Here is a 20,671-nt window from a genome sequence, read left to right as displayed (position 1 = left end):
AAAAGCGATGAGTGAGACGATCTTTGCACTGGCGAGCGCGCCGGGCCGGTCCGGTGTTGCAGTCATCCGGGTCAGCGGTCCCAGGACCGGTGTGGTCCTGGATGGGATTGCGGGTCTGCCCCGACCCCAAGCGAGACGCGCTGCCTTGCGTCAATTTCGCTCGGCTCAGGGCGGGGTGATCGATCAGGGACTGGCGCTCTGGTTTGAAGGCCCGGCGAGTTTCACCGGTGAGGATTGCGCCGAGTTTCACGTGCATGGCGGAACCGCCGTCATCGAGGCCATGGCGGATCGACTGGCCGAGCTCGGTGCGCGACCGGCTGAGGCGGGGGAGTTCACGCGGCGGGCCTTTCAGAACGGCAAGATGGATCTGACCGAAGCCGAAGGGCTGGCGGATCTGATTGATGCGGAAACCGAAGGTCAGCGCGAGCAAGCGCTGTCGCAAATGACCGGCTCGCTGCGCACGCTTTATGAAGACTGGCGCGAGCAACTGATTTCGGTGCTGGCCGCGATTGAAGGCGAGGTGGATTTTCCGGACGAGGAGGATGTGCCTGAAACTCTGTCTGAAACCGCCGGGCCGCCGCTTCTGGCCTTGAGTGAAGCGTTGACGGCGCATCTGGAAGATGGGCGCCGGGGCGAACGCGTACGCGATGGCTTCTCCATTGCGCTGATTGGCGAACCGAACGCGGGCAAGTCCACGCTGTTGAACGCTCTGGCGCGACGCGACGCAGCAATCGTGACCGATATTCCGGGCACGACGCGGGACGTGGTGGAAGTGCGTCTGGTGATTGCGGGCTTTCCGGTGATCATGGCCGATACGGCCGGACTGCGCGATGCGGCCGACCAGGTGGAGGCGGAAGGGGTGAGACGCGCGCTCGACCGGGCACAGAATGCGGATCTGCGTTTGGGGGTCGTCGATGTTTCACGTGAAACACTCCCCTCCAAACTGCTGGACTCTCTGACGTCAGAGGATGCGCTCATTCTCAACAAGGTCGATCAGGGCGCTCAGCTTCACGTATCGGATGAGCTGGGTATGACCCGGTTCGAGTTGAGCGCGAAGTCCGGGTCCGGATTGTCAGCCCTGGAAGGCTGGATCGAAGGTGTGGTCCGCGACCGGCTCAGCCGTCGAGAGGCGCCGGCCCTGTCTCGCGCCCGACATCGTCAGGCAGTGGAGCGGGCGCTCGAGCATCTTCAGGCCGCCCGGTCGCAATTGGCGCGGGCTCCGGAGTTGGCGGCCAGCGATGTGCATCTGGCGATCCGTGCTCTTGAAAGCCTGACAGGACGCATTGATGTGGAGGACGTGCTGGACCGGGTGTTCAGCCAGTTCTGCATCGGAAAATAGGCGCCATATTGAGGCCCTGAAATCGGGCTAATCCCTCGACTCCGAATAACGGGCGCCTTATGTAAGCCGCCCCGGCGCGACGCAGCGAACCCGCGCCCGAGAGTTGACCCATGAGACTTGATCAGACCCAAGCCCAGGCGCAGCCCTGGGACGTGATTGTTATCGGCGGCGGCCATGCGGGCTGTGAAGCGGCCAGCGCATCTGCGCGGCTGGGCGCCCGCACGCTTTTGCTGACCCACAAAGCCTCCACGATTGGCGAAATGTCCTGCAACCCGGCCATTGGCGGTCTGGGCAAGGGACATCTTGTGCGCGAAGTGGATGCGCTCGATGGCGTCATGGGCCGAGTGGCGGATGCTTCAGGCATCCAGTTCCGTCTGCTCAATCGTTCCAAGGGCCCGGCGGTCCGCGGCCCTCGGACCCAGTCCGATCGCAAGCTCTATCGCGAAGCCATGCAACGGGCGCTCGCTGAACAAGCCGATCTGAGCATTGTCGAAGCGGCGGCCGAGGATCTTATTGTCGAGAATGGGCGCTGCTGCGGGGTCATCGACGGGGAGGGCCGGGCCTATCGCGCGGGCGCCGTGGTGCTGACGACGGGCACTTTCCTGAAAGGCGTGATCCATCGCGGTCATGAGCGCATCCCGGCCGGTCGACATGGCGAAGCCCCGGCCAATGGTCTGTCCGAGACCCTTTATGGTTTGGGATTGCGTCTGGGTCGTCTGAAGACAGGCACGCCAGCGCGTCTTGATGGCTCGACCATTCATTGGGACCAGCTGGAAATGCAGGCGGCGGACGAGACCCCGGTCCCGTTCTCTTTTCTGAATGATGCGATCTCGGTTCCACAGATTGCTTGCGGGATCACGCGCACCACCGAAGCGACCCACAAGATCATTGCCGACAATCTTGATCAGTCCGCGGTGTATGGCGGCGCAATCTCGGGGCGGGGCCCGCGCTATTGCCCGTCCATCGAGGACAAGGTGGTCCGCTTCGCCGACCGCAATCAGCACCAGGTTTTCCTCGAGCCCGAGGGCCTGGACGATGACACGGTCTATCCGAACGGAATCTCCACCTCGCTGCCGGATGCGGTTCAAGACGCGTTCCTGAAAACCATTCCGGGGCTCGAGGATGTAAAAGTGCGTCGCTATGGCTACGCCATCGAATATGATTACGTCGATCCGCGCGAACTGAGCGCGGCGCTGGAAGTCAAAGCCATGGCGGGCCTCTTCCTGGCTGGCCAGATCAATGGCACGACCGGTTATGAGGAAGCGGCGGCGCAGGGTTTGATGGCGGGCTTTAATGCCGCCTTGAAGGCCTCGGGCTCTGATCCATTCATACTGGACCGCTCCGAAGCCTATATCGGGGTGATGATCGACGACCTGATCACCCGTGGCGTCACCGAACCCTATCGCATGTTTACCTCCCGGGCTGAGTACCGGTTGACCCTGCGGGCCGACAATGCGGACCAGCGATTGACCGACAAAGCGATCGCTCTGGGCGCAGCGAGTGTTTCACGTGAAACATACTGGCGTCAGCGTCAGACCGATCTGGCCCAAGCGCGTGAGCGGGCCACGTCCTTGAGCCTGACGCCTGCAGAAGCCAAGCGTCATGGCATCAAGGTCAATGAGGATGGCAAGCGTCGCTCGGTCATGGATTTGCTCAGCTATCCCGATATTGCCTGGGGCGACATGGTTCGGGTCTGGCCTGAACTGGGCGCGATCAAGCCGCGCGTCGCCGAGCAGATCGAGATTGACGCCGTGTATCACGGTTATCTCGATCGCCAGCAATCGGACATTCTGGCGTTCCGCCGTGATGAAGGGGTGCGCATCCCACAAGGCTTCGATTATGCGGAGGTTGGCGGCCTGTCCAATGAAGTGCGCGAAAAGCTGATCAAGGCGTCTCCGGACACGCTGGGCCAGGCCGCGCGAATTGAGGGTGTCACGCCGGGCGCGCTCACTGCTCTGTTGGCGCATCTCAAGCGTCGGACGGCCGGAGCGCAATCGGCATGAGCGCGGCAACTTACAGGCCTGAGCAGTTTCAGGCGGAAACCGGTGTTTCACGTGAAACACTCGAGCGGTTCGAGACCTGGCGTCGTCTATTGGAAGAGACAAGCGCCCACACCAATCTGGTGGGGCGGGGCACGCTCACCGATTTCTGGCATCGCCATGCCCTCGATAGCTGGCAGGTGTTTGAGCGGCGACCGGACGCCGCCCGATGGGCGGATCTCGGGGCCGGGGCCGGTTTTCCCGGTCTGGCCATTGCGTTTGCCCTCATGGAACGCCATCACGGTGAGGGTCATGTCCTGATGGTGGACTCGGTGGCCAAGAAAATGGCCTTCGTGAACCAGGTCATACAGGAAACCAAGGCTCCGGCGATTGCACGTGCGGAGCGGGTGGAATCGATCCATCCTGTCCCCGAGGTCGATGTGGTCACCGCGCGCGCCATGGCGCCACTTGGTAAATTGCTCGGTTACGTTCATCCTTTTGTGGATAAGGGGGCAGTCGCCCTGCTTCCCAAGGGCGCACGCTATAAAGAGGAATTGACCGAGGCGCGGAAAAGCTGGACCTTTGATGTCGAGGTCTTGCCGAGCCGTACATCGCCCGAGGCCGCTATTCTTGAAATCAGGGGGCTAGCCCGTGTCTGAAGAATCCCGCATCGCGCCGCCCAAGGTCATTGCTGTGGCGAACCAGAAGGGGGGCGTGGGCAAGACCACGACCGCTATCAATCTGGCGACGGCTTTGGCCGCGATTGGCCAAAGGGTTGTGGTTCTGGATCTGGATCCCCAGGGCAATGCCTCCACGGGGCTTGGTGTTGTACGCGCTGACCGTCGCGCGACATCCTACGATGTTCTGGTTGGCGAGCGTCCGCTGCAGGACGCCCTGATCGATACGGACGTGCCGGGCCTTGCGATCATCCCGTCCGACGTGGATCTGTCGGGTGCGGAGCTTGAGCTGTCAGACGCGCCGCGGCGCTCCTATCGCTTGCGTCATGCGATTGATCGCTTCCGGCGCACGCTGGCGGGCATGGGCGAGCATTGCGATTACATCCTGATTGATTGCCCGCCGTCGCTGAACCTTCTGACGGTGAACGCCATGACGGCGGCGGATTCCGTGCTGGTGCCGCTGCAGACGGAGTTCTTTGCGCTGGAAGGTCTGACCCAGCTCATGCGCACCATTGATCTTGTGCGCGGCAACCTCAACAAATCCTTGGAAATTCAAGGGGTTGTTCTGACAATGTATGACCGCCGCAATAACCTGTCATCCCAGGTGGCGGCCGATGTTCGCGACCATTTTGGCGACAAGGTGTATGACACGGTCATACCGCGCAATGTGCGCGTCTCCGAAGCGCCAAGCTTTGGCAAGCCGGTTCTCCTGTATGATCTCGAATGCGCCGGCGCGCAGGCGTATCTCAAACTCGCCAGCGAAGTGGTCAAACAGGAGCGGCGCGCAGCTGACGCGCTGACCCCGGCATGAGTGCAGACGATCGCAAACACAGCCGCGGCCTGGGTCGTGGCCTATCCGCCTTGCTGGGCGAGGGGGAAGAAGCCGAAGCCATTCGCGCGGACACCAGCAACGCCCAGCGTTCAAGCGCCAATCGCAACGGGGTTCAGACCCTGCCGATCGAACTGATCGAGCCCAATCCGGATCAGCCGCGCAAGGTGTTCACCGAGAGCGATCTGGCGGAGCTGGCGGAGTCCATCGCCACCAAGGGTCTGCTACAGCCGATCCTGGTGCGGCCCATGCCCGGTCAGACCGAGCGCTACCAGATTGTCGCCGGCGAGCGGCGCTGGCGCGCGGCCCAGCGGGCCCAGCTGCATGAAGCGCCGTGTCTGGTTCGTGAGCTAACCGATCGCGAGACCTTGGAAATCGCGATCGTCGAGAACGTCCAGCGCGCCGATCTCAACCCGGTTGAAGAAGCGCGCGCCTTCCGTCAGCTGGTGGAAACCTTCGGTCATACCCAGGAAGAGGTGGCGAAGGCCGTGGGCAAGTCACGCGCCCATGTGGCGAACACGCTGCGTCTTCTGGCGATGCCGAAAGCGGTTCTGGCCTATCTCGAGCAGGGCGCGATCAGCGCCGGCCATGCCCGGGCCATCGCCACGGCGCCCAATCCCGAAGCACTGGCAGAGCAGATTGTTCGTGACGGCTTGTCCGTCCGCGCGGCCGAGGCCTTGGCGCGTCATGCATCAGGTGGCGGTGCGCCTGAACGCAAGGCGTCTTCTGGCGCGTCCCAGACCAAGGATGCTGATACACGGGCTCTGGAAGCGGACTTGTCTTCGCGCCTGGGGCTGGCTGTCGAGATCAAGGCGAAGGGCGAACAAGGCGAGCTGCGTGTGAAGTTCGGGAGCCTGGAGCAGCTCGATGATGTGTGTCGGCGGCTGAGCCAGAGCGGATCCGGCGCGTTTTAAGCGCAGAACCACCGCGTCTCAGAGCGCCTGAAGCCTAGGCGGATACGCTGCTGGAGATTTCAGGCGCTCTCAGGGCCGTTTTCATATAAACAGCTGATCTATAACGCTTTATCGACGCGCCTGCGCGGCCGCCCGCGCCAGGCGCAAGATCAGGTCGCCGACAATGGCTTCAGCCGGGGCGCCGGAGCGCTTCACGGCGCGCTCGGCGTCGAAGGCGTATTTACGAGCCTGATCCAATCGACGGCCGGTCCAGAGTTTGGCTGAACGCTTGAACTGGTCGGCAGGGGGGCCAAAGCGCGGCGCGCCTGCTCGCGCCAGGGCGCCGGCATCGCCACCTCCGGAATGGAAGGTGTCAAACTGGTCAATGCGTCTCTGGAGCCCGCGAAGGATACCCACCGGGTTGAGCCCGGCGGACAGGCCACGTGCATAGGCTGCATCAGCCGCCCTCACATCCCCGCCCAGGGCTGGGTCCAGGATCTGGTCCATGGCCGCTTCCGAGCCCACAGCGGAGATATCGGCGATGTCCTGGCGCGTGATGACGTCAGAATCCCCCTCGCGCTGGCTGGCGAGACCCTTATAGAGGATCAGCTTCTCGATCTCGCTGCGCGCCAGGGCGCGATCGCCCTCCAGGAAAGGCGCCAGCATGGCGCGGGCCTCAGAATCCAGAGACAGATTCTCGGCGCGAAACATGTCTTCGGCCAGTCCGATGAGATCGCGGGCGTTGTCAGCATAGCACGGGGCAGCGAGCGTGCGTTTGCCGTCTTCGGCCGCCTTGCGCAGCTTCGAGGTCTTCTTCAGATCGCCCGATTCAATGACCAAAGTGGCTTCTGAAGGCGTCACCCCTTCATCCACTTCGGTAATCAGCTTCGCAACGGGTGCGGAATCCCCTGACAGGCGCAGGCGAACCAGTCGTGGATCGCGGGTCATCGACAGGGCGGCGAGCGCATCGGCCAGGGCGGCCGGGTCAGCCTTGATGTCGTCATCCGTCAGCCGTGTGACGCAAAAAGGGTCATCGGGATCCTTGACCAAGGCCTTGCTGAGCATATCAGCGCGTTCGCGCACCATGCCGCCGTCTGGCCCATAGATCAGATATACCGTGTAGGAGCCGTCTGGCTGGGCCAGAGCGCGGTCTGCGTCCCGGGTCTTCAGCTTCACGGGTTGCTGGTCGCCTCGCGCTGGCGCAGCGCGACGGCGATCTCCCGCACCAGACGTTCCGCCATGGCTTCAGCCGCCTGTTCCTCGGCGTTGGACGCGCCAGAGACCAGCGTGTACGGATCCGAGCCGGCGTCAAACAGGGATTCTTCGCGCAGCTGGCCCTCGGCGATCACGGCTCCGCTGGCATTGGTCAGGGTATAGTCCGTCGTGATGACCAGGGCATATTGCCGGGCGATGCCGGTTGCGCTGAGCCCGAGCGAATTCTGTTCGGTCTCACTGACCAACGCCAGGTGATAGGGACTGCGCCCATCACCAAGAAAATCGCGCAGGGAATCCGCGATCAGATAATCCACGCGCTCCTGGCCCCGACTGATTTCAACGCCGGGCAGCTGGCTGAAGCCGGCGCCGCCATAAAGCGGCTGGAAGCCGCAGGCGGACAGCCCGACCAGCGCCAGCGCCAGAACGCTTGCACGAATCAGGGAGGAGCGCAGGGACATCATCGCCGGCGCTTAGTCCTGGATGGTCTGGATGCGCAGCTGGCGAGCGCGGGTGAGAATGGCGTTCTCGACCTGGATGCGGGTGGCGGGATCAACCTCGGCGTCAACCCAGTCGCCGCTTTCAGAGCGGACCTGCTTGAACAGCTGGACCGACAGGGCGTCCGCTCGCAGACGGGTGTCGAGAATGTAGATGGTTGCCTTGAAGCGCTCGTTCTGGATTTCCGGGTTGGCGTACCAGTCGGTGATGATGACGCCGCCAAACGGGTCCACTTCGGACAGCGGCATGAAGGACAGCACTTCGAGTGACGAACGCCACAGGAAGCTGTTCACGCCAATGCCCGCCTCGGGGGCGTCGCTGACCTGGCCGCCGCCACCGCCAAACACGCCGCCCAGAAGGCCACGATCCTGGGAGGCGTCGCCGCGCGAGGCGCAAGCGGCCAGGCTCAAAACGCAGGCAGCGACGGCGAACGGGGTGATCAATCGGCGAAACAACATATAGGCGGCTCCCGGCCAAGCAGTTCTGCGCCGGTTTCCGACGCGTCTTTGTCTTATTGCTCTATACCATGCCGGTGCGATGACGCCAGTCTTCAGGCTGGCGCTCTGAGAGGAACAGCTGTTGTTTTCATGTCACAAATATCCAGTTCTGCGGCCAGATCGGTGCAGCCAGCTTGACGGTTCGGGTGAGATAGTCGGAGAAAACAGGGGCACGTCCGGGGGGACGGGGCCGTTCGGCGAGGCCACGAGTTATGACCTGTTTCCGTAAGACGCTGATTTCTTGCGTCTTCTCAGGCGGGCTCGTGGCCGCGCCGACAGCATGGGGCCAAAGCGCGCCCCAGATTTCCAGTTTACTTGATGAGACTGAGCTCGAATTCGAAGCGGATCTAGATCTGCTCGTCGGGATTGGCGAGTCCCATGCACCGGCCGATGGACCTTATGCTGACATTGTTTTGCGGGGCGCCACGGAAACGCTTACCGAGCAAGGCTGGCGCTACGGGGTTGAAGGCCGTGTGCGTCTGACGACAGGGGATGGCCGGCGCGGATTGGCCCGACCCGGTCTGACGGGGCCGCAAGCCAATGGCCGACCCCTGGCGGGCCTTTTGACCGGATACTCGTCAGATCCGGGTCTGGACGAAGCCAGTTCACGCATTCTGCTCGAAAAAGCCCAAGTTTACCTGCAAACTCGCTGGGTGAAACTTCGGGCCGGACCGGGCGAAACTGCGGCCGTGCAGGAAGCCTCCCAACCGCTCCATGCATTCCGTCTGAGCCGGGCGCATAGCGGACCGCTAGACCCGACAGGTCTGAATATGGCGGACACGCAGTTGAGCCTGGCTGACGGTGCGACGGGTGTTTCTGTTCAAAGCCAGCGCATTATCGGATTCAGAGTGTCGGCATCTTATGCCCCGCAATCGGATCCGTGCGCGCAGCACTGCCATCCCGCCGGTCCTGCGGTCTTGCGGGCCGATCTGAAATCGGTGTGGTCGCTCGCCGCCAGCTTCGATCGACGCATCCCGAACTCCGGCGTCCGCTGGAGCGCAGCTCTGGGCTATGAGACCGCATCGGCCTCGGGACCTGTCTCGGCTGTGTTTGATGATCCATGGCTCGTCAGGGCGGACCTGGTCCGACAGGCCGGTGATCTGACCGTCAGCGTGTCGGGTCTGACCGGGTCAGACGGCTATCAGGACGCCGATTATCACAGTCTGGGCTTCGACTTGACCTATGAGCAGGGCGACTGGGCCTACGGGCTGGAGTTGGGGTATGGCCGCAGTGATCTGGTGCAGTCCGAAAGCCGCAGCCTCATGCTGGGTGCGTCCCGACTGGTGGGCGCCCGGGGCGTTCTGGGGGCGGGTGTCATGGGAGTGCGCGAAGAGACTGCGGGAATGGAGCGGAACAGCGTCCAACTCCTTGTAGAGACAGGGTTGCGTTTTTGACACGCACCTTACGGATTTTGCGTGCTGAGGGGTTTGGGCGCCTTACATGCGTCACATGGCTGGGCTATATCTAATTGTGAACTTGTCTGGATGGGCTAATGCGTATCAACACGCTTCTTGCGACACTGCTGTGCACCGGCGCGCTCTGCGTTGGGGGTACGGCGTTTGCGCAGGAGTCCGGCCAGGACAATGCATTCGCGCTGACCGGCGGCGCCAGCCTGGCGCCGGTGCTTGAACCGTTCACGCTGTCCCTGCGCAATTTTGAAACTCTGGATGCGAATCCGGGTGTGGCCGATAACGCCGTCAATGCGCCAGAGCGCGCCGTGATCCTTGAAGATCGCGGTTCGGCATCCGCGCTGCCTTGGTATGAGCGCTTCACCCTTGCGCCGTCTGAATCCCGATCTGTCTGGGCGCAACCCTCAGATCAGTTCCAGCTGCAAGCCGGCGACCGCTGGGGCGTGACCCTGGGCTATGCCGCACCGGCGCGCGGCGCCCAAGGTGTGGATCTGCAGGATTTCAGCGCTGGGGCGTTCTACGAGTTCTCCGAACATTTCCGCTTTGGCGGTGAAGTGCGCTTCACTTCGCCCGAAGAGCGGGTCTTCGGTGAAGACGGTGAAGACAAGGCGCCGGAAATCCGGTTTGAATCCGCTTTCCGTTTCTAGGCCTTTACCGCTCTCCGGTCAGTGCGCCGACCGCGCCTGCGCCTGATATTCCCAAATTTTTCAAACGTTTGATTGTGCGTGTGTTGATGCCGCCCAAGGCATAGACAGGCTTTCGGCTGCGCCCGGCATGCGCGGCCAGTCGGAACGGTCCCATCGGGCGTCCGGCGCTGGCGCTGTTGGATGGAAAGACTGCAGACACCAGAACGACATCGGCAAGGCGCTGCGCCCGACGCAGGGCCATGGGTGAATGGGCGCTGGTGGAGATCAGGCCGTCAGACGCCCTGACATGAGTCCGGGTCAACCAGCGTTCGGGCCAGTGCACGCCATCTGCTCCGCTGCTGTGCGCGAGTTCGGGATCGGCCGAGACCAGGCACAGACCGCCTTTGGCTTGGCGTATAGCGACCAGTTCGGGGGTTTGATCCTGAATCGCGGGCTGGCCGAATGTGCGGATGATCAGGCCTGCCGCCGGCGGCAGGGCGTGCGCCAGTCCAATCAGATCCGGCGTGCGTTTCGGATCGGTCAGGCAGAACAGGGCCGGAAGCAAGCCGCGCGGGCCGTCGAGCCGCGCGGCCAGACTTGCCAGCCGGGCTGTATCGTCATACCCCCTGATCCCCATGACAGACCTTTATCCTTCTTCCCCGGACGGCGTCGCAGCCGCTCGCGACGAGATTCTGACCCGGATCGCCAAAGCGGCCAAGCAGGCCGGACGGTCAGCCGATGATATTGACCTTGTGGCGGTCTCCAAGGTGCAGCCTGACGCGCGCGTCGACGCCATGCTGGCCGCTGGCCAGCGCATTTTCGGCGAGAACCGGGTGCAGGAAGCCCAGAAACGCTGGTCTGAACGTCGTGACACCTATCCTGACCTCCAATTGCGCCTGATCGGTCCGTTGCAATCGAACAAGGCGGATGATGCCTGCGCCCTGTTTGACGTAATTGAGACGCTGGACCGGGAAAAACTGGCGGGCGCGCTGGTCAAGTCCATGGAAAAGACCGGCCGCCGGCCCAGCCTCTATGTCCAGGTCAATACCGGGGACGAACCGCAAAAGGCCGGCCTGGCCGTCAATGAGTGCGTGGAGTTTGTCCGCCATTGCCGCCGGGACCTGGATTTGCCGATTGAAGGCCTGATGTGCATACCGCCGGTGGAAGAGCCCGCGGCGCCCCATTTCGCCTTGCTGGCCAAGCTGGCGGTGCGAGCGGATGTCGCCAGACTGTCCATGGGCATGAGTGCGGATTTCGAACTGGGCGTACGCATGGGCGCCACGTCCGTACGGGTGGGTTCCGCCTTGTTTGGCGAACGCGCGCCGCGCTAGGGCGTAATCTCGATCCAGTCCTGAGGTGTGAGTCGGCCGACCAGGTCGACAAGGCGGTCGCGTGCAATCGCGACGCAGCCTTCGGTCGGTTTGAACTCGGGCGAGGCGCAGTGCAGGAAGATCGCCGAACCCAGGCCGGGCCGGGGCGGATCATCGTTATGGCCCAGCACGACCACAAGGTCATATAATCCGTCTTCGCGCCTCATGGTTTCGCAAGACGCCGGATAGGGCAGTCTGACAGGCAGGTTATAGGCGGGGTCTTCAGGGGCGTCGCACCAGCCGTCATCGGCGTTGACAGGATCCAGGACAAGGCGTGTCGCGGGCCTGTCGAGCCGATCTGCACGCCAGTAGGCGCGCCTGACAGCCCAGCGACCGATCGGGCTCATGCCGTCGCCTTCGGTTTTCTCATCCGCAGGAATCACGCCTGACCGCCCGATCGCGCACGGGGCGGTGAAGTCGGGACCTTCAAACTGCTTGCGGCTGGCGCTGGCGGTGTAAATCGTCATTCAGTCGTCCGGCGTGTCTAGGGGAAACCCCTTATATGTAACATTTTTCCGGAACCGCGCGGGGTCGGCGACGGAGGCGTATTCACCTGTTTGACCAGGCGTTGACGCACTCCGTTCGCCTCCCCCACCACGGCGAGCGGCCTCACGAAAAAATTCGTGGGGCTCACAAAGCCGTCAGGCAAGTTTCACGCCGTTTGAAGTACATCGGTTTTGCAAAGAGATTGCGTGTTTGCCGTTGCGCAAACCGGTGCGCACAGGCAAGGCTTGCCGGTAGACTTCGACCGGTCGGCACAGATTGTCGGGCCGCCCGACTGGAGACAAGACGATGACGAACAAGAAAACAATCCTTCTGGTTGATGACGATGATGATCTGCGCGAAGCCCTGGCTGAGCAGTTCGGTTTCGAAGACGATTTCAAGGTCCTGACCGCGGACTCCGCCAAGCCGGGCATGGATCTCGCCAAATCCGAACCGGTGGACATCATCATCTTTGATGTGGGCCTGCCTGACATGGATGGCCGGGAAGCCTGCCGGCATTTGCGCAAGGATGGCGTGAACACGCCGATCATCCTGCTGACGGCGCAGTCCGGTGATGCGGATCACGTTCTGGGCCTGCGCTCGGGCGCGGATGATTTTCTGGCCAAGCCGATCAGCTTCGTGGTTCTGCTCGAACGGGTGCAGTCCCAGCTGCGTCGCCATCAGCAGAGCGAAGATGCGGTGCTTCAGGTCGGGCCCTACCGCTTCAAGCCGTCCATGAAGATCCTGATCGACGGAGAAGATCGCAAAACCCGACTGACCGAGAAGGAAACCAATATCCTCAAATATCTGTATCGCGCAGGCGGACAGCCGGTCGCGCGTGAGGAATTGTTGGATCAGGTCTGGGGCTATCACCGCGAGGCCAATACCCACACGCTGGAAACCCATGTCTATCGTTTGCGTCAGAAGATCGAATCCGATCCCCAGCATGCGCGGCTTCTGATTACGGAAAGCGGCGGTTATCGGCTGCAGATGTAGCGCGTTCTCGGGCGCAAAGAGTGGCCTGTCTCGACAATTCTAGGTTAAAATGGGCCACAATTTGCAAAAGCATTTCAGATGCATACGCTGAAGCATACATTTAATCCCATAATATTTATGTGTATATAAAATGCCTTGAGGTGGCAGTGTCATTGAATGCATCACCCATAGGAAAAAATGGGGGGATGAGTGTTACAGGGTCAGGGCACCCAGCTGTCGCAGCTGTTGATTGCGTTCCGGCGTCAAACAGGCGTGAAACAAGCTGCGATCGCTGACAGTCTGGGTATCAGCCAGGCTTATTATTCGCGGATTGAATCGGGCGCGAAGCTGCCATCCTTGCAGCTGCACGGTAAAATCCTGCAGCTGTTGGAGGATAGCCGGTTTCAGTCCTGTTTTGATCAATGGCGGCTGGCTGTGCGCACGGCGCCGACAAGCGTGAGCCTCATCCGCGCGCGGGGTGATGCGATCGAGCTTGTAGAATGCTCCCAGGGCTTTCGGGCGCAGGGCGGCATCTATGCCATGCTAGAAAGCGGGGACCGGCTGGACGGTCGGCTGGGCCAGGATGCCGATGCTCATATGCAGCGTTTCCGGGAGATCGGCGCGTTCGAGGGGCGTGTCAGGCTGATCGAAACGATCTGGAGCACAAAGATGCCGTCAGGTCTGCGCTATTATCAGGCCATGTCCACCGTCATCCCGGATGATCTCGGCGGTACGGCGCTGCACAGTCATCATCTCGCGATCAAGAAAGAAGAGTATGACGCGGCGGCGAGAGACAACCGCATGTTCAAGATCCTGAAGCGCTAGACCGATCCAGCCCCGCTTCGGCGATGACGCCATAGCGACGCAGGATCTGGCCTCTCTTGATGATGACGTCTGGCGAGGCGGCGTCAAAATCGATCTGGGTTGGTTCAGAGGCGGGCAGGAAGGCGCGGGCGGCGAACCCCACCGACCAGTCCTGAAAGGTGCGGACGGCGATGTCCCGCGAACTGCGCAGCCGGACATCGAAATGCCGTGTGTCATAGCGGATGCGTTCGAAGGTCTCTTCCACCCTGGAGGCCGGGCCTTCAATAATCTGAAAGAAGCGGTTCACCTCCACGCCCAGAATCCCGCTGATCTGGTTCCGGGCGTTATGGTCACGGCCCGCTCTGACGATCTCTCCCAAGGGCCCGGTCAGCCACCCGGCCCGGACGGGGAAGGTTGGAAATGAGGTGTAGATGATCTGTGTCAGCGTCATCGCGGCCTCCTAGCTGGCGGTCCGAATGGAGTTGAGAAACTGCTCGACGGCCGACGACAGCGCGGCGGAACAGGTCTGAACCTCTGATGACGCAGCCGCCATGGCCTCGACCGAAGTGGAGGCGTTGCGGGTCGACTGCTCCATCTCGGTTGCGGCGACCGCCACGGCCTCATTGCCCTGTGCGGCGCTGGTGGAGCTACGGGTGATTTCAGCGGTGGCGCTGGCTTGTTCTTCAACCGCGGCGCTGATCCCGATCGAAGTCTCAGCGATTTTGGAGATCGTCTCCTTGATCTGACCCATCGCCTGAACCACGGCCTCGGTGGCCGATTGTATGGCGGTGATCTCGCCGCCGATCTCATCGGTCGCCTTGGCGGTCTGGTTGGCGAGGGTTTTGACTTCCTGCGCGACAACGGCAAAGCCCTTGCCGGCTTCCCCGGCGCGTGCGCTTTCGATTGTCGCATTGAGCGCCAGCAGATTGGTCTGCTCGGCGATTTGCTGGATCAGCGTAACCACGCCGCCAATCTGCGTGGCTGCCTGGCTTAATCGTTCAATGTCCTCTGCGGCGGCCGAAGCGAGGGTTTCAGCATCGCGCGCAATATCGGTCTGCGCGTGGGCGCGCTGGGCGATCTCTCCGGTCGCGGCTTGCATTTGCTCGGACGCGGCGGCGACCGAACGGACACTCTCAGCGGAGGCTTCTGCGCCCGACGCCGCCTTCACGGCGCGTTCCAGCGTCGCCTCCACGGTGTCTGAAACGGTGTGGGACGCCGTTCCGATGGTGTCCGATACCGTCTGCAGGGATTGAACCACATCACCGACATGGGTCTCGAACTCGCTGGCGATCAGATCCCTGTCACGCGCAGCGTTGGCCTGGGTTTCCTCCAGGTACAGCGAAACGGCGAGCTCCATGTCGAGGAAGATCGCCTTGACCAGCGCATCGAGCTTGCGCGCCTGCATGGCGCTATCGCGACCGCCGAACCTGGCCCATCGATCGTTCGGGCAGGCCAGGGTTCGGATCAGGGCGGAGGCCAGATGGGCGTAACCGCCAATGTAATAGCGGGGCTCAAGCCCGAGACGGCTGTGCGCGAGTCCGATCTTGCGGACGCTTGCGAAATAGTCGCCGTCATACCGGCCGGACAAAATGGACAGCCAGTGTGCGTGCTGCCGCTCCCGGGCTGACGCCATGTGCCCGTCATCATCGAAGAAACGGCGCGTTGCCGGATTGGATCCGACGACTTCGTAGAATGCGCCGAGCGCGTCTGGCAGTGCTTTCTCGATATCCGCGCTGCATTGAGTGAGCGCCGTGCGGAGCTCCGGATTGAAACCCAGGAAATCCAGGCGATCAGTTCGGTCTTGCGTGTTCATATATCTCTCCCCAGTGCTACAGACTGTTGAGAGATTCACGCCCTCCGTAACGGTAATTCATATGCATATTAGACATATGATATAACCGATTGAGCCGTTTTTATAAAATTATAACAATCAATTAGCCCAGTCGAAGCGTGACCGGCGCATGGTCTGACGGCTTCTCCCAGTCCCGGGCGTTATCCCAGATCCGGAAGCTGTCGCGCCCATCCTTGAGGGCGGCGTCCTTAAGGGCCGGGCTCACCCAGATATGATCAAGCCGGCGGCCCCGATTGGAGGCGCGCCAGTCCTTGGAACGATAGCTCCACCAGGTGAAGAGCTTCTCCGGCTCATCAATCAGTTCGCGCGCGACATCGATATAGGCGCCTGCGTCGAGCCAGGCGTTCAGCGCCTCCACTTCGACCGGGGTGTGGGAGACGACCTTGAGAAGCTGCTTGTGTGACCAGACATCGTGTTCACGCGGGGCGATGTTGAAGTCGCCGACCAGCACGATCGGCGCATCTTCCTTGGCGCGATCCGCTGCATAGCCTCTCAGGCGCTCGAGAAATTCAAGCTTGTGTGCGAAGCGGGGGTTCACTTCGGGATCGGGTTCGTCGCCGCCTGCAGGAATGTAATAGTTCTGAAGCTCCACGCCGTTGACCCGGACCCGCTGGAAGCGCGCTTCGCCCCGCGGGCAGAGCTTGTCCTGATCAAGCGCCTCGATGGGCGTGCGGGACGCAATGGCGACGCCGTGAAGCCCTTTCTGACCCACGATATGAAGATGGGGGAAGCCCATTTCCTCAAATTCCTTGCGGGGGAACTGGTCGGGCAGGCACTTGATTTCCTGCAGGGCGATGACGTCCGGCTGAGCTTCTTTCACAAAGCTCGCCACATGAGGCGCGCGCAAGCGGACCGAGTTGATGTTCCAGGTGGCGAGCGTGAACGGGGTCATGGGAAATCCTGAAAGAAAGCCGGGTCGGTCAGATCAGAGAATATTGTAAGTGGCGCCGGCGACGCCGACGGGCCAGCGGCCGCGCACATAAAGCCGCCACCGCGCCAGGAAGGGGTGGGGCGGTTCATCGTCTTCCGCTTCGGCCAAAAGCACCAGCACGGCGCCATGGGCCGCCTGGACCAGACCGCCGGCCGCGGCATTGATGACGGCTTCGTCGAACATGTCGTCAACAGAGGCGCTGGCTTCGGCGGCCTGTTTGGCGAGCTCCCCGATCTTGGAGGCGACCAGCGTCAGAGCGGCTTGCAGGGCCTGCTCGTCCAGACGCTCAAGCGCACGTTCGACCAGCGCGGCGCGCTGCATCTCCTCGGCCTCCCAGGCCCAGGGATCACGGTCTAGGGTTTCGGCGGCGGCGACGGCGTCGGTCCAATCGCCCATTTCCGCCGGCTCCGCCTCGGGCATGCCCAGACCATCGAGATAGGCGCGGGCCAGCGCGATTTCCCGACTGTCCAGCGGCTCGCCCAGGCGTGAGAAGAAAGCCGGATCGCCTACGGATTCGGCAAAGGCGCGCGCCTTGTAGAGCAAGGGGATTTCTTCCAGCAGGCGCGCGATCTCATCTTCGGCGCCGCTGGCGTCAGAGGGGGAGGGATCAAAGTCGGTCATGCGCCCTGTGTAACCCGGCTTGTGCCCGAGCAACAGGGATGGGTGTAGCTCTGCGGGATAAAGAACGCCCGGCGGCCTGGGGTGAAGCCGCCGGGCGTTTTGCCTCGCGCTCATCAGGGACGGAGCGCCGTCATGACGCTGGGGGGAACGCCATGACATCCTGAAGCGTCGGGGGGACGGCGCGCTTTCAGGAGCAGCCCTCAGCTGCAGGTGTAAGAATGCCACAAAATCCAAGAAAAGCGAATTAAAAAGTTGAAAGACCTTGCGCGTGATAATTATGCATCACGGTGTTGTGATCAGGTCTAACCGGCCACGCTTTTCTGACCGCCCGGCGCCGCAAAGGCTTCGAGCTCTGCAAAGGGCATGGGGCGACCGAACAGATAGCCCTGAGCCAGCGTCGCGCCCAGCGCGCGCAGGGCGCGGTATTGGTCGTTGGTCTCAACGCCTTCGGCGACCGTTTTCAGCTTCAGTGATTTCGCCATGGCCAAAATGGTCTCGACCACAATGCGGGCGTGCTCGTCCTGGCTCATGTCGCGGACAAAGCTCTGGTCGATCTTGAACACGTCAAACGGCATGCGGGTCAGATAGGACAGCGAGGAATGGCCGGTGCCGAAATCGTCAATGGCGAAGGTGACGCCCAGACGACGCAGCGGTTCGATCTGTTCAATGACGCGTTCGGGCTCGCGCATGGCGGTGGATTCAGTCAGTTCCAGCTCCAGCAGCTCAGGCGGCAGGCCGGAATCCTGGAGCGCTTCAAGAACGGTCTGGGAGAAGCCTTCGCTTTCAAACTGCATGGCGGAGACGTTGACCGCGACCGGAATGGACATGCCGCGTTCGCGCAGGATCTGCGCTTCGTGGCAGGCCCGGCGCAGCACCCAGTCGCCGATCTCGCCAATCAGGCCGCATTCCTCAGCCGCCTGGATGAAGGCGCCCGGCGACAGAAGGCCTGCCGTAGGGTGACGCCAGCGCACAAGGGCTTCAGAGCCCGCGATGGAGCCATCCACCATGGAGACCTTGGGCTGGTAAAACACCACGAGCTGGTCATCCCGCACGGCTTCGCGCAGTTCGTTTTCCAGCACCAGGCGTTCAAACGCGCTCTGGTTCATCGAGCTTTCGAAGAATTCGCAGGCATTGCCGCCCGCGCGCTTGACCGAGGCCATGGCCAGGTCGGCGTGGCGCAGCAGGGTTTCAGGATCAGAGCCGTCCCGCGGGAAGCAGGCGATGCCGGCGGAAATGCCCAGGAAGACCTGATGGCCGGAAATCTCGAACGGACGACGCACGGAATCCACGATCCGGCGGGCCAGGCGCGCAGCGTCGGCGCTGTCGCGCAGGCGCGGCAGCAGCACGGTGAATTCATCTCCGCCCAGACGCGCGACCATGGACGGTTCCTTGGTCAGCTCGCCCTGGGACAGATCCCAGCCACGCACGGCTTCACGCAGGCGGCGACCCACGGCTTCCAGAAGGCGGTCGCCTTCGCCAATGCCAAGGGAATCGTTGACGCGCTTGAAGCGATCAAGATCGAGAAACAGGATCGCGCCCTCTTCTCCCGCCTCGGTGGCTTCGCGGGCGACGCGCTCGACTTCCTTGCGGAAGCGTTCGCGGTTGGGCAGTTCGGTGATCATGTCCACATAGGCGAGCCGGTGAACCCGTTTCACCGAGGCGTCGAGACGCGCGAACATGCGGTTGAAGGCGTTGGCCAGAACTTCGAGCTCGTCGCCCGTGTTCACTTCGATGCGCAGGTCGAGCTTGCGCGAGGAGGCGAGCCGGGCGGCTTCGGTCAGACGGCGGACGGGACCCAGCGCCTTGCGGACGATCAGCGCCACCAGCGGCAGGAAGATCAACAGCGCCACAGAGGCGATCAGAACCTGGCGGGCGATGATGTCGATGGCGGGCGTCACCACGGCGGACATGGGCACCGTGGAGACCACAGCGCCGATCAGTCGGCCGTTGTAGAAAACCGGTTCAGCGACCCGGATCTCGTCGCCAATCATTTCGACCCGGGTGTCCACGGCGCCGACGGCGGATTGCACCAAATGGTCGGCGGCGCGATCACCGATTTCATAGGGCACGTCGCCATAGGAGGCGATGACCCGGCGATTGACGTTGGCGACATAAACCGAGCTGACATCTTCGCGCTCGCCAAAATCGGCAAGCAGGCGGTTGCTCAACCCGTCAATATCGCTCACCGCGATGGCGTTGGCCGCTGTGGTGGTGAAAAGCTCAGTAATCAGTTCGGCGTGGACCAGACCGGCTGCCCGGTTGTCCTGCGCCTTGAGCTGGTATTCGACAGCCATGAGCGCGGTCGTTGCCACGACGAGGATCACCCCGCAAAGCAGAGTGAATTTCATGACCAGAGATCGCATCACTCTGGAAATTGCGTGTCGGATCGGCGCCATCAGGACCCCAGCTGCAGGCGAAAAGCGTGCGGAATGCACACAAGACACGTTGAGACTGAACTGATGTGCTAAAAATCAGGTTAAGGACGGCCCAAAATTCAAAAAGGACCCTGCATCAGCAGAGTCCTTGATGAATCATCCGAAGAATTTTGCGGCTCAGTACAGCGCGGATCCTAGTCCAGAGAGACGCCTTTCTTGGCCGCGAGGTCCTTGAGCGACACCAACGGGCGGGCGCCCATATGGGAAATCACTTCCGCAGCGGCGATCACGCCCAGACGGCCACAGGTTTCAAGGTCGGCGCCGCGCGAATAGCCCGCCAGGAAGCCGGCGGCGAACTGGTCGCCCGCGCCAGTAGTGTCCACGATGGTCTCTACAGGATCGGCGTCCACTCGTACTTCTTCGTCGCCCGATACGATCACGGCGCCTTTTTCAGAGCGGGTGATGGCGGCGACGCGGGTTTCGGCGCGCACGTGGGCCAGCGCGGTCTCGAAATCCTCGACCTCATAGAGCGCCTTGATCTCGGCTTCGTTCGCGAACAGCACGTCGATATGGTTCTTAACCAGATGACGGAAGCTGTCGCGGTGACGCTCCACGCAGAAGATGTCTGACAGGGTGAGCGCGACGCGGCGATCCGCCGCCTGGGCGATTTCGGAGGCGCGCACGAAGGCGGCTTTCGCTTCGGGGCGGTCAAACAGATAGCCTTCCAGGAAGGTCACCGTGGCGGACTTGACCAGCGCGGCGTCAATATCGGCCTCATCCATCATGGTGGATGCGCCCAGGAAGGTGTTCATCGCGCGACGGGCGTCACCGGGAACCGCGATCAGGCAGCGCGCGGTGGACGGGCCATCCTTGAGCGGTTGGGTGTCGTAATGTACGCCGATGGAGCGCAGGTCATGGGCGAACACCTCGCCCAGCTGGTCATCGGCGACCTTGCCGATATAGGCGCCGCGCACCCCGAGGCTGGCCACGCCGGCCAGCGAGTTCGCCGCAGAGCCGCCGGAGATTTCCTGAGCCGGAGGAAACGCTTCGTACAATGCTTCGGCCCGCTCCTCGTCGATCAGCAGCATGGCGTCCTTGGCCAGGCCGTGTTTTTCGATGAAGGCGTCATCCACGGAGGCGAGCACGTCAACAATGGCGTTGCCGACGCCAAGAACATCGAAGCGGGTATCGGTCATGAGCGGACTTTCCTGAAGCTGAAATCGGGGCGCGTGTACCGCGCGGCTGGGGCAAACTCAACCCGCAGACAGGTTCTGGTAAAGCGCGATGAGGCGCGGTAAGCG

Annotated in this window: 21 protein-coding genes; 10 read left to right on the top strand and 11 right to left on the bottom strand. The window is 62.3% G+C overall.

Annotated elements, in window-relative coordinates; genetic code table 11:
* Positions 1-7 precede the first annotated feature (7 nt).
* The 5 genes from mnmE to RBA95_RS01300 all read left to right on the top strand — a co-directional run bounded on the left by mnmE (position 8) and on the right by RBA95_RS01300 (position 5,738).
* Complete coding sequence (gene mnmE, locus RBA95_RS01320; protein WP_306014983.1) at positions 8-1,339, top strand: tRNA uridine-5-carboxymethylaminomethyl(34) synthesis GTPase MnmE; 1,332 nt, start codon at positions 8-10, stop codon at positions 1,337-1,339.
* Between the two features lie 110 nt (positions 1,340-1,449).
* Positions 1,450-3,342 carry a tRNA uridine-5-carboxymethylaminomethyl(34) synthesis enzyme MnmG gene (mnmG, locus tag RBA95_RS01315; RefSeq protein ID WP_306014982.1) on the top strand — a complete coding sequence of 631 codons (1,893 nt, stop codon included), beginning with the start codon at positions 1,450-1,452 and terminating at the stop codon, positions 3,340-3,342.
* Positions 3,339-3,977: a 16S rRNA (guanine(527)-N(7))-methyltransferase RsmG gene (locus tag RBA95_RS01310; protein WP_306014981.1), complete on the top strand. Its 639-nt coding sequence runs from the start codon at positions 3,339-3,341 to the stop codon at positions 3,975-3,977. The genes mnmG and RBA95_RS01310 overlap by 4 nt, the downstream gene beginning before the upstream one ends.
* A 10-nt stretch (positions 3,978-3,987) precedes the next feature.
* On the top strand, positions 3,988-4,806 hold the full coding sequence (locus RBA95_RS01305) for a ParA family protein (RefSeq protein ID WP_371933575.1): 819 nt from the start codon (positions 3,988-3,990) through the stop codon (positions 4,804-4,806).
* Positions 4,803-5,738, top strand: a complete 936-nt coding sequence (locus RBA95_RS01300; protein ID WP_306014979.1) for a ParB/RepB/Spo0J family partition protein — start codon at positions 4,803-4,805, stop codon at positions 5,736-5,738. The genes RBA95_RS01305 and RBA95_RS01300 overlap by 4 nt, the downstream gene beginning before the upstream one ends.
* 108 nt (positions 5,739-5,846) lie before the next feature.
* On the opposite strand, the gene holA is transcribed toward RBA95_RS01300, so the two are convergent.
* The 3 genes from holA to RBA95_RS01285 are packed head-to-tail and all read right to left on the bottom strand — an operon-like array spanning position 5,847 to position 7,885.
* Entirely contained in the window at positions 5,847-6,893 is a 1,047-nt protein-coding gene (holA, locus tag RBA95_RS01295; protein WP_306014978.1) for a DNA polymerase III subunit delta, read from the bottom strand.
* Positions 6,890-7,393 (bottom strand): LPS assembly lipoprotein LptE, encoded by a 504-nt coding sequence (lptE, locus tag RBA95_RS01290; protein ID WP_306014976.1) that lies wholly within the window; start codon positions 7,391-7,393, stop codon positions 6,890-6,892. The genes holA and lptE overlap by 4 nt, the downstream gene beginning before the upstream one ends.
* Before the next feature lie 9 nt (positions 7,394-7,402).
* Positions 7,403-7,885 (bottom strand): DUF3576 domain-containing protein, encoded by a 483-nt coding sequence (locus RBA95_RS01285; RefSeq protein WP_306014975.1) that lies wholly within the window; start codon positions 7,883-7,885, stop codon positions 7,403-7,405.
* Positions 7,886-8,187: 302 nt separating this feature from the next.
* Between RBA95_RS01285 and RBA95_RS01280 the strand changes: the two genes are divergently transcribed.
* Positions 8,188-9,318, top strand: a complete 1,131-nt coding sequence (locus RBA95_RS01280; protein ID WP_306014974.1) for a porin — start codon at positions 8,188-8,190, stop codon at positions 9,316-9,318.
* 98 nt (positions 9,319-9,416) lie between these two features.
* Entirely contained in the window at positions 9,417-9,980 is a 564-nt protein-coding gene (locus tag RBA95_RS01275; protein ID WP_306014973.1) for an NtrZ family periplasmic regulatory protein, read from the top strand.
* Positions 9,981-9,984: 4 nt separating this feature from the next.
* Here the strand turns inward: RBA95_RS01275 and RBA95_RS01270 are convergent, their stop codons facing one another.
* A complete protein-coding gene (locus RBA95_RS01270; protein WP_306014972.1) occupies positions 9,985-10,596 on the bottom strand; it encodes a thiamine phosphate synthase in 612 nt (203 codons plus the stop codon).
* Here RBA95_RS01270 and RBA95_RS01265 point away from each other — a divergent pair.
* The gene (locus RBA95_RS01265) at positions 10,595-11,290 is read left to right on the top strand and encodes a YggS family pyridoxal phosphate-dependent enzyme (RefSeq protein WP_306014971.1); all 696 of its coding nucleotides are present in this window, start codon (positions 10,595-10,597) and stop codon (positions 11,288-11,290) included. The genes RBA95_RS01270 and RBA95_RS01265 overlap by 2 nt on opposite strands.
* On the opposite strand, the gene RBA95_RS01260 is transcribed toward RBA95_RS01265, so the two are convergent.
* On the bottom strand, positions 11,287-11,796 hold the full coding sequence (locus RBA95_RS01260; RefSeq protein WP_306014970.1) for a L,D-transpeptidase: 510 nt from the start codon (positions 11,794-11,796) through the stop codon (positions 11,287-11,289). The two genes, RBA95_RS01265 and RBA95_RS01260, sit on opposite strands and share 4 nt — an antisense overlap.
* A 325-nt stretch (positions 11,797-12,121) precedes the next feature.
* Between RBA95_RS01260 and RBA95_RS01255 the strand changes: the two genes are divergently transcribed.
* Complete coding sequence (locus RBA95_RS01255; RefSeq protein ID WP_306014968.1) at positions 12,122-12,808, top strand: response regulator transcription factor; 687 nt, start codon at positions 12,122-12,124, stop codon at positions 12,806-12,808.
* A 189-nt stretch (positions 12,809-12,997) separates the two neighbouring features.
* A complete protein-coding gene (locus RBA95_RS01250) occupies positions 12,998-13,612 on the top strand; it encodes a helix-turn-helix transcriptional regulator (RefSeq protein WP_306014967.1) in 615 nt (204 codons plus the stop codon).
* Here the strand turns inward: RBA95_RS01250 and RBA95_RS01245 are convergent.
* From RBA95_RS01245 to RBA95_RS01220, 6 genes are all read right to left on the bottom strand, one after another.
* Positions 13,593-14,042: a BLUF domain-containing protein gene (locus RBA95_RS01245; protein ID WP_306014966.1), complete on the bottom strand. Its 450-nt coding sequence runs from the start codon at positions 14,040-14,042 to the stop codon at positions 13,593-13,595. The two genes, RBA95_RS01250 and RBA95_RS01245, sit on opposite strands and share 20 nt — an antisense overlap.
* A gap of 9 nt (positions 14,043-14,051) precedes the next feature.
* Positions 14,052-15,404 (bottom strand): globin-coupled sensor protein, encoded by a 1,353-nt coding sequence (locus RBA95_RS01240; protein ID WP_306014965.1) that lies wholly within the window; start codon positions 15,402-15,404, stop codon positions 14,052-14,054.
* 121 nt (positions 15,405-15,525) lie between these two features.
* Positions 15,526-16,335 carry an exodeoxyribonuclease III gene (gene xth / locus RBA95_RS01235; protein WP_306014964.1) on the bottom strand — a complete coding sequence of 270 codons (810 nt, stop codon included), beginning with the start codon at positions 16,333-16,335 and terminating at the stop codon, positions 15,526-15,528.
* Between the two features lie 33 nt (positions 16,336-16,368).
* Positions 16,369-16,995 carry a hypothetical protein gene (locus RBA95_RS01230; RefSeq protein WP_306014963.1) on the bottom strand — a complete coding sequence of 209 codons (627 nt, stop codon included), beginning with the start codon at positions 16,993-16,995 and terminating at the stop codon, positions 16,369-16,371.
* A 302-nt stretch (positions 16,996-17,297) separates the two neighbouring features.
* Complete coding sequence (locus tag RBA95_RS01225; protein WP_306014962.1) at positions 17,298-19,343, bottom strand: bifunctional diguanylate cyclase/phosphodiesterase; 2,046 nt, start codon at positions 19,341-19,343, stop codon at positions 17,298-17,300.
* A 221-nt stretch (positions 19,344-19,564) separates the two neighbouring features.
* Positions 19,565-20,566 (bottom strand): adenosine kinase, encoded by a 1,002-nt coding sequence (locus tag RBA95_RS01220; RefSeq protein WP_306014961.1) that lies wholly within the window; start codon positions 20,564-20,566, stop codon positions 19,565-19,567.
* Positions 20,567-20,671: the final 105 nt, after the last annotated feature.

This window comes from Oceanicaulis sp. MMSF_3324 (genome assembly GCF_030733545.1).
Taxonomy (GTDB): Bacteria; Pseudomonadota; Alphaproteobacteria; order Caulobacterales; family Maricaulaceae; genus Oceanicaulis.
This window is presented reverse-complemented; position numbering and strand designations above follow the sequence as displayed.

Excerpts from the sequence above, each read along its gene's own strand:
- mnmE (WP_306014983.1), top strand. The coding sequence starts at position 8 with ATGAGTGAGACGATCTTTGCACTGGCGAGCGCGCCGGGCCGGTCCGGT.
- mnmG (WP_306014982.1), top strand. The coding sequence starts at position 1,450 with ATGAGACTTGATCAGACCCAAGCCCAGGCGCAGCCCTGGGACGTGATT.
- RBA95_RS01310 (WP_306014981.1), top strand. The coding sequence starts at position 3,339 with ATGAGCGCGGCAACTTACAGGCCTGAGCAGTTTCAGGCGGAAACCGGT.
- RBA95_RS01300 (WP_306014979.1), top strand. The coding sequence starts at position 4,803 with ATGAGTGCAGACGATCGCAAACACAGCCGCGGCCTGGGTCGTGGCCTA.
- lptE (WP_306014976.1), bottom strand. The coding sequence starts at position 7,393 with ATGATGTCCCTGCGCTCCTCCCTGATTCGTGCAAGCGTTCTGGCGCTG.
- RBA95_RS01285 (WP_306014975.1), bottom strand. The coding sequence starts at position 7,885 with ATGTTGTTTCGCCGATTGATCACCCCGTTCGCCGTCGCTGCCTGCGTT.
- RBA95_RS01275 (WP_306014973.1), top strand. The coding sequence starts at position 9,417 with ATGCGTATCAACACGCTTCTTGCGACACTGCTGTGCACCGGCGCGCTC.
- RBA95_RS01265 (WP_306014971.1), top strand. The coding sequence starts at position 10,595 with ATGACAGACCTTTATCCTTCTTCCCCGGACGGCGTCGCAGCCGCTCGC.
- RBA95_RS01270 (WP_306014972.1), bottom strand. The coding sequence starts at position 10,596 with ATGGGGATCAGGGGGTATGACGATACAGCCCGGCTGGCAAGTCTGGCC.
- RBA95_RS01260 (WP_306014970.1), bottom strand. The coding sequence starts at position 11,796 with ATGACGATTTACACCGCCAGCGCCAGCCGCAAGCAGTTTGAAGGTCCC.
- RBA95_RS01255 (WP_306014968.1), top strand. The coding sequence starts at position 12,122 with ATGACGAACAAGAAAACAATCCTTCTGGTTGATGACGATGATGATCTG.
- RBA95_RS01245 (WP_306014966.1), bottom strand. The coding sequence starts at position 14,042 with ATGACGCTGACACAGATCATCTACACCTCATTTCCAACCTTCCCCGTC.
- RBA95_RS01240 (WP_306014965.1), bottom strand. The coding sequence starts at position 15,404 with ATGAACACGCAAGACCGAACTGATCGCCTGGATTTCCTGGGTTTCAAT.
- xth (WP_306014964.1), bottom strand. The coding sequence starts at position 16,335 with ATGACCCCGTTCACGCTCGCCACCTGGAACATCAACTCGGTCCGCTTG.
- RBA95_RS01230 (WP_306014963.1), bottom strand. The coding sequence starts at position 16,995 with ATGACCGACTTTGATCCCTCCCCCTCTGACGCCAGCGGCGCCGAAGAT.
- RBA95_RS01225 (WP_306014962.1), bottom strand. The coding sequence starts at position 19,343 with ATGAAATTCACTCTGCTTTGCGGGGTGATCCTCGTCGTGGCAACGACC.
- RBA95_RS01220 (WP_306014961.1), bottom strand. The coding sequence starts at position 20,566 with ATGACCGATACCCGCTTCGATGTTCTTGGCGTCGGCAACGCCATTGTT.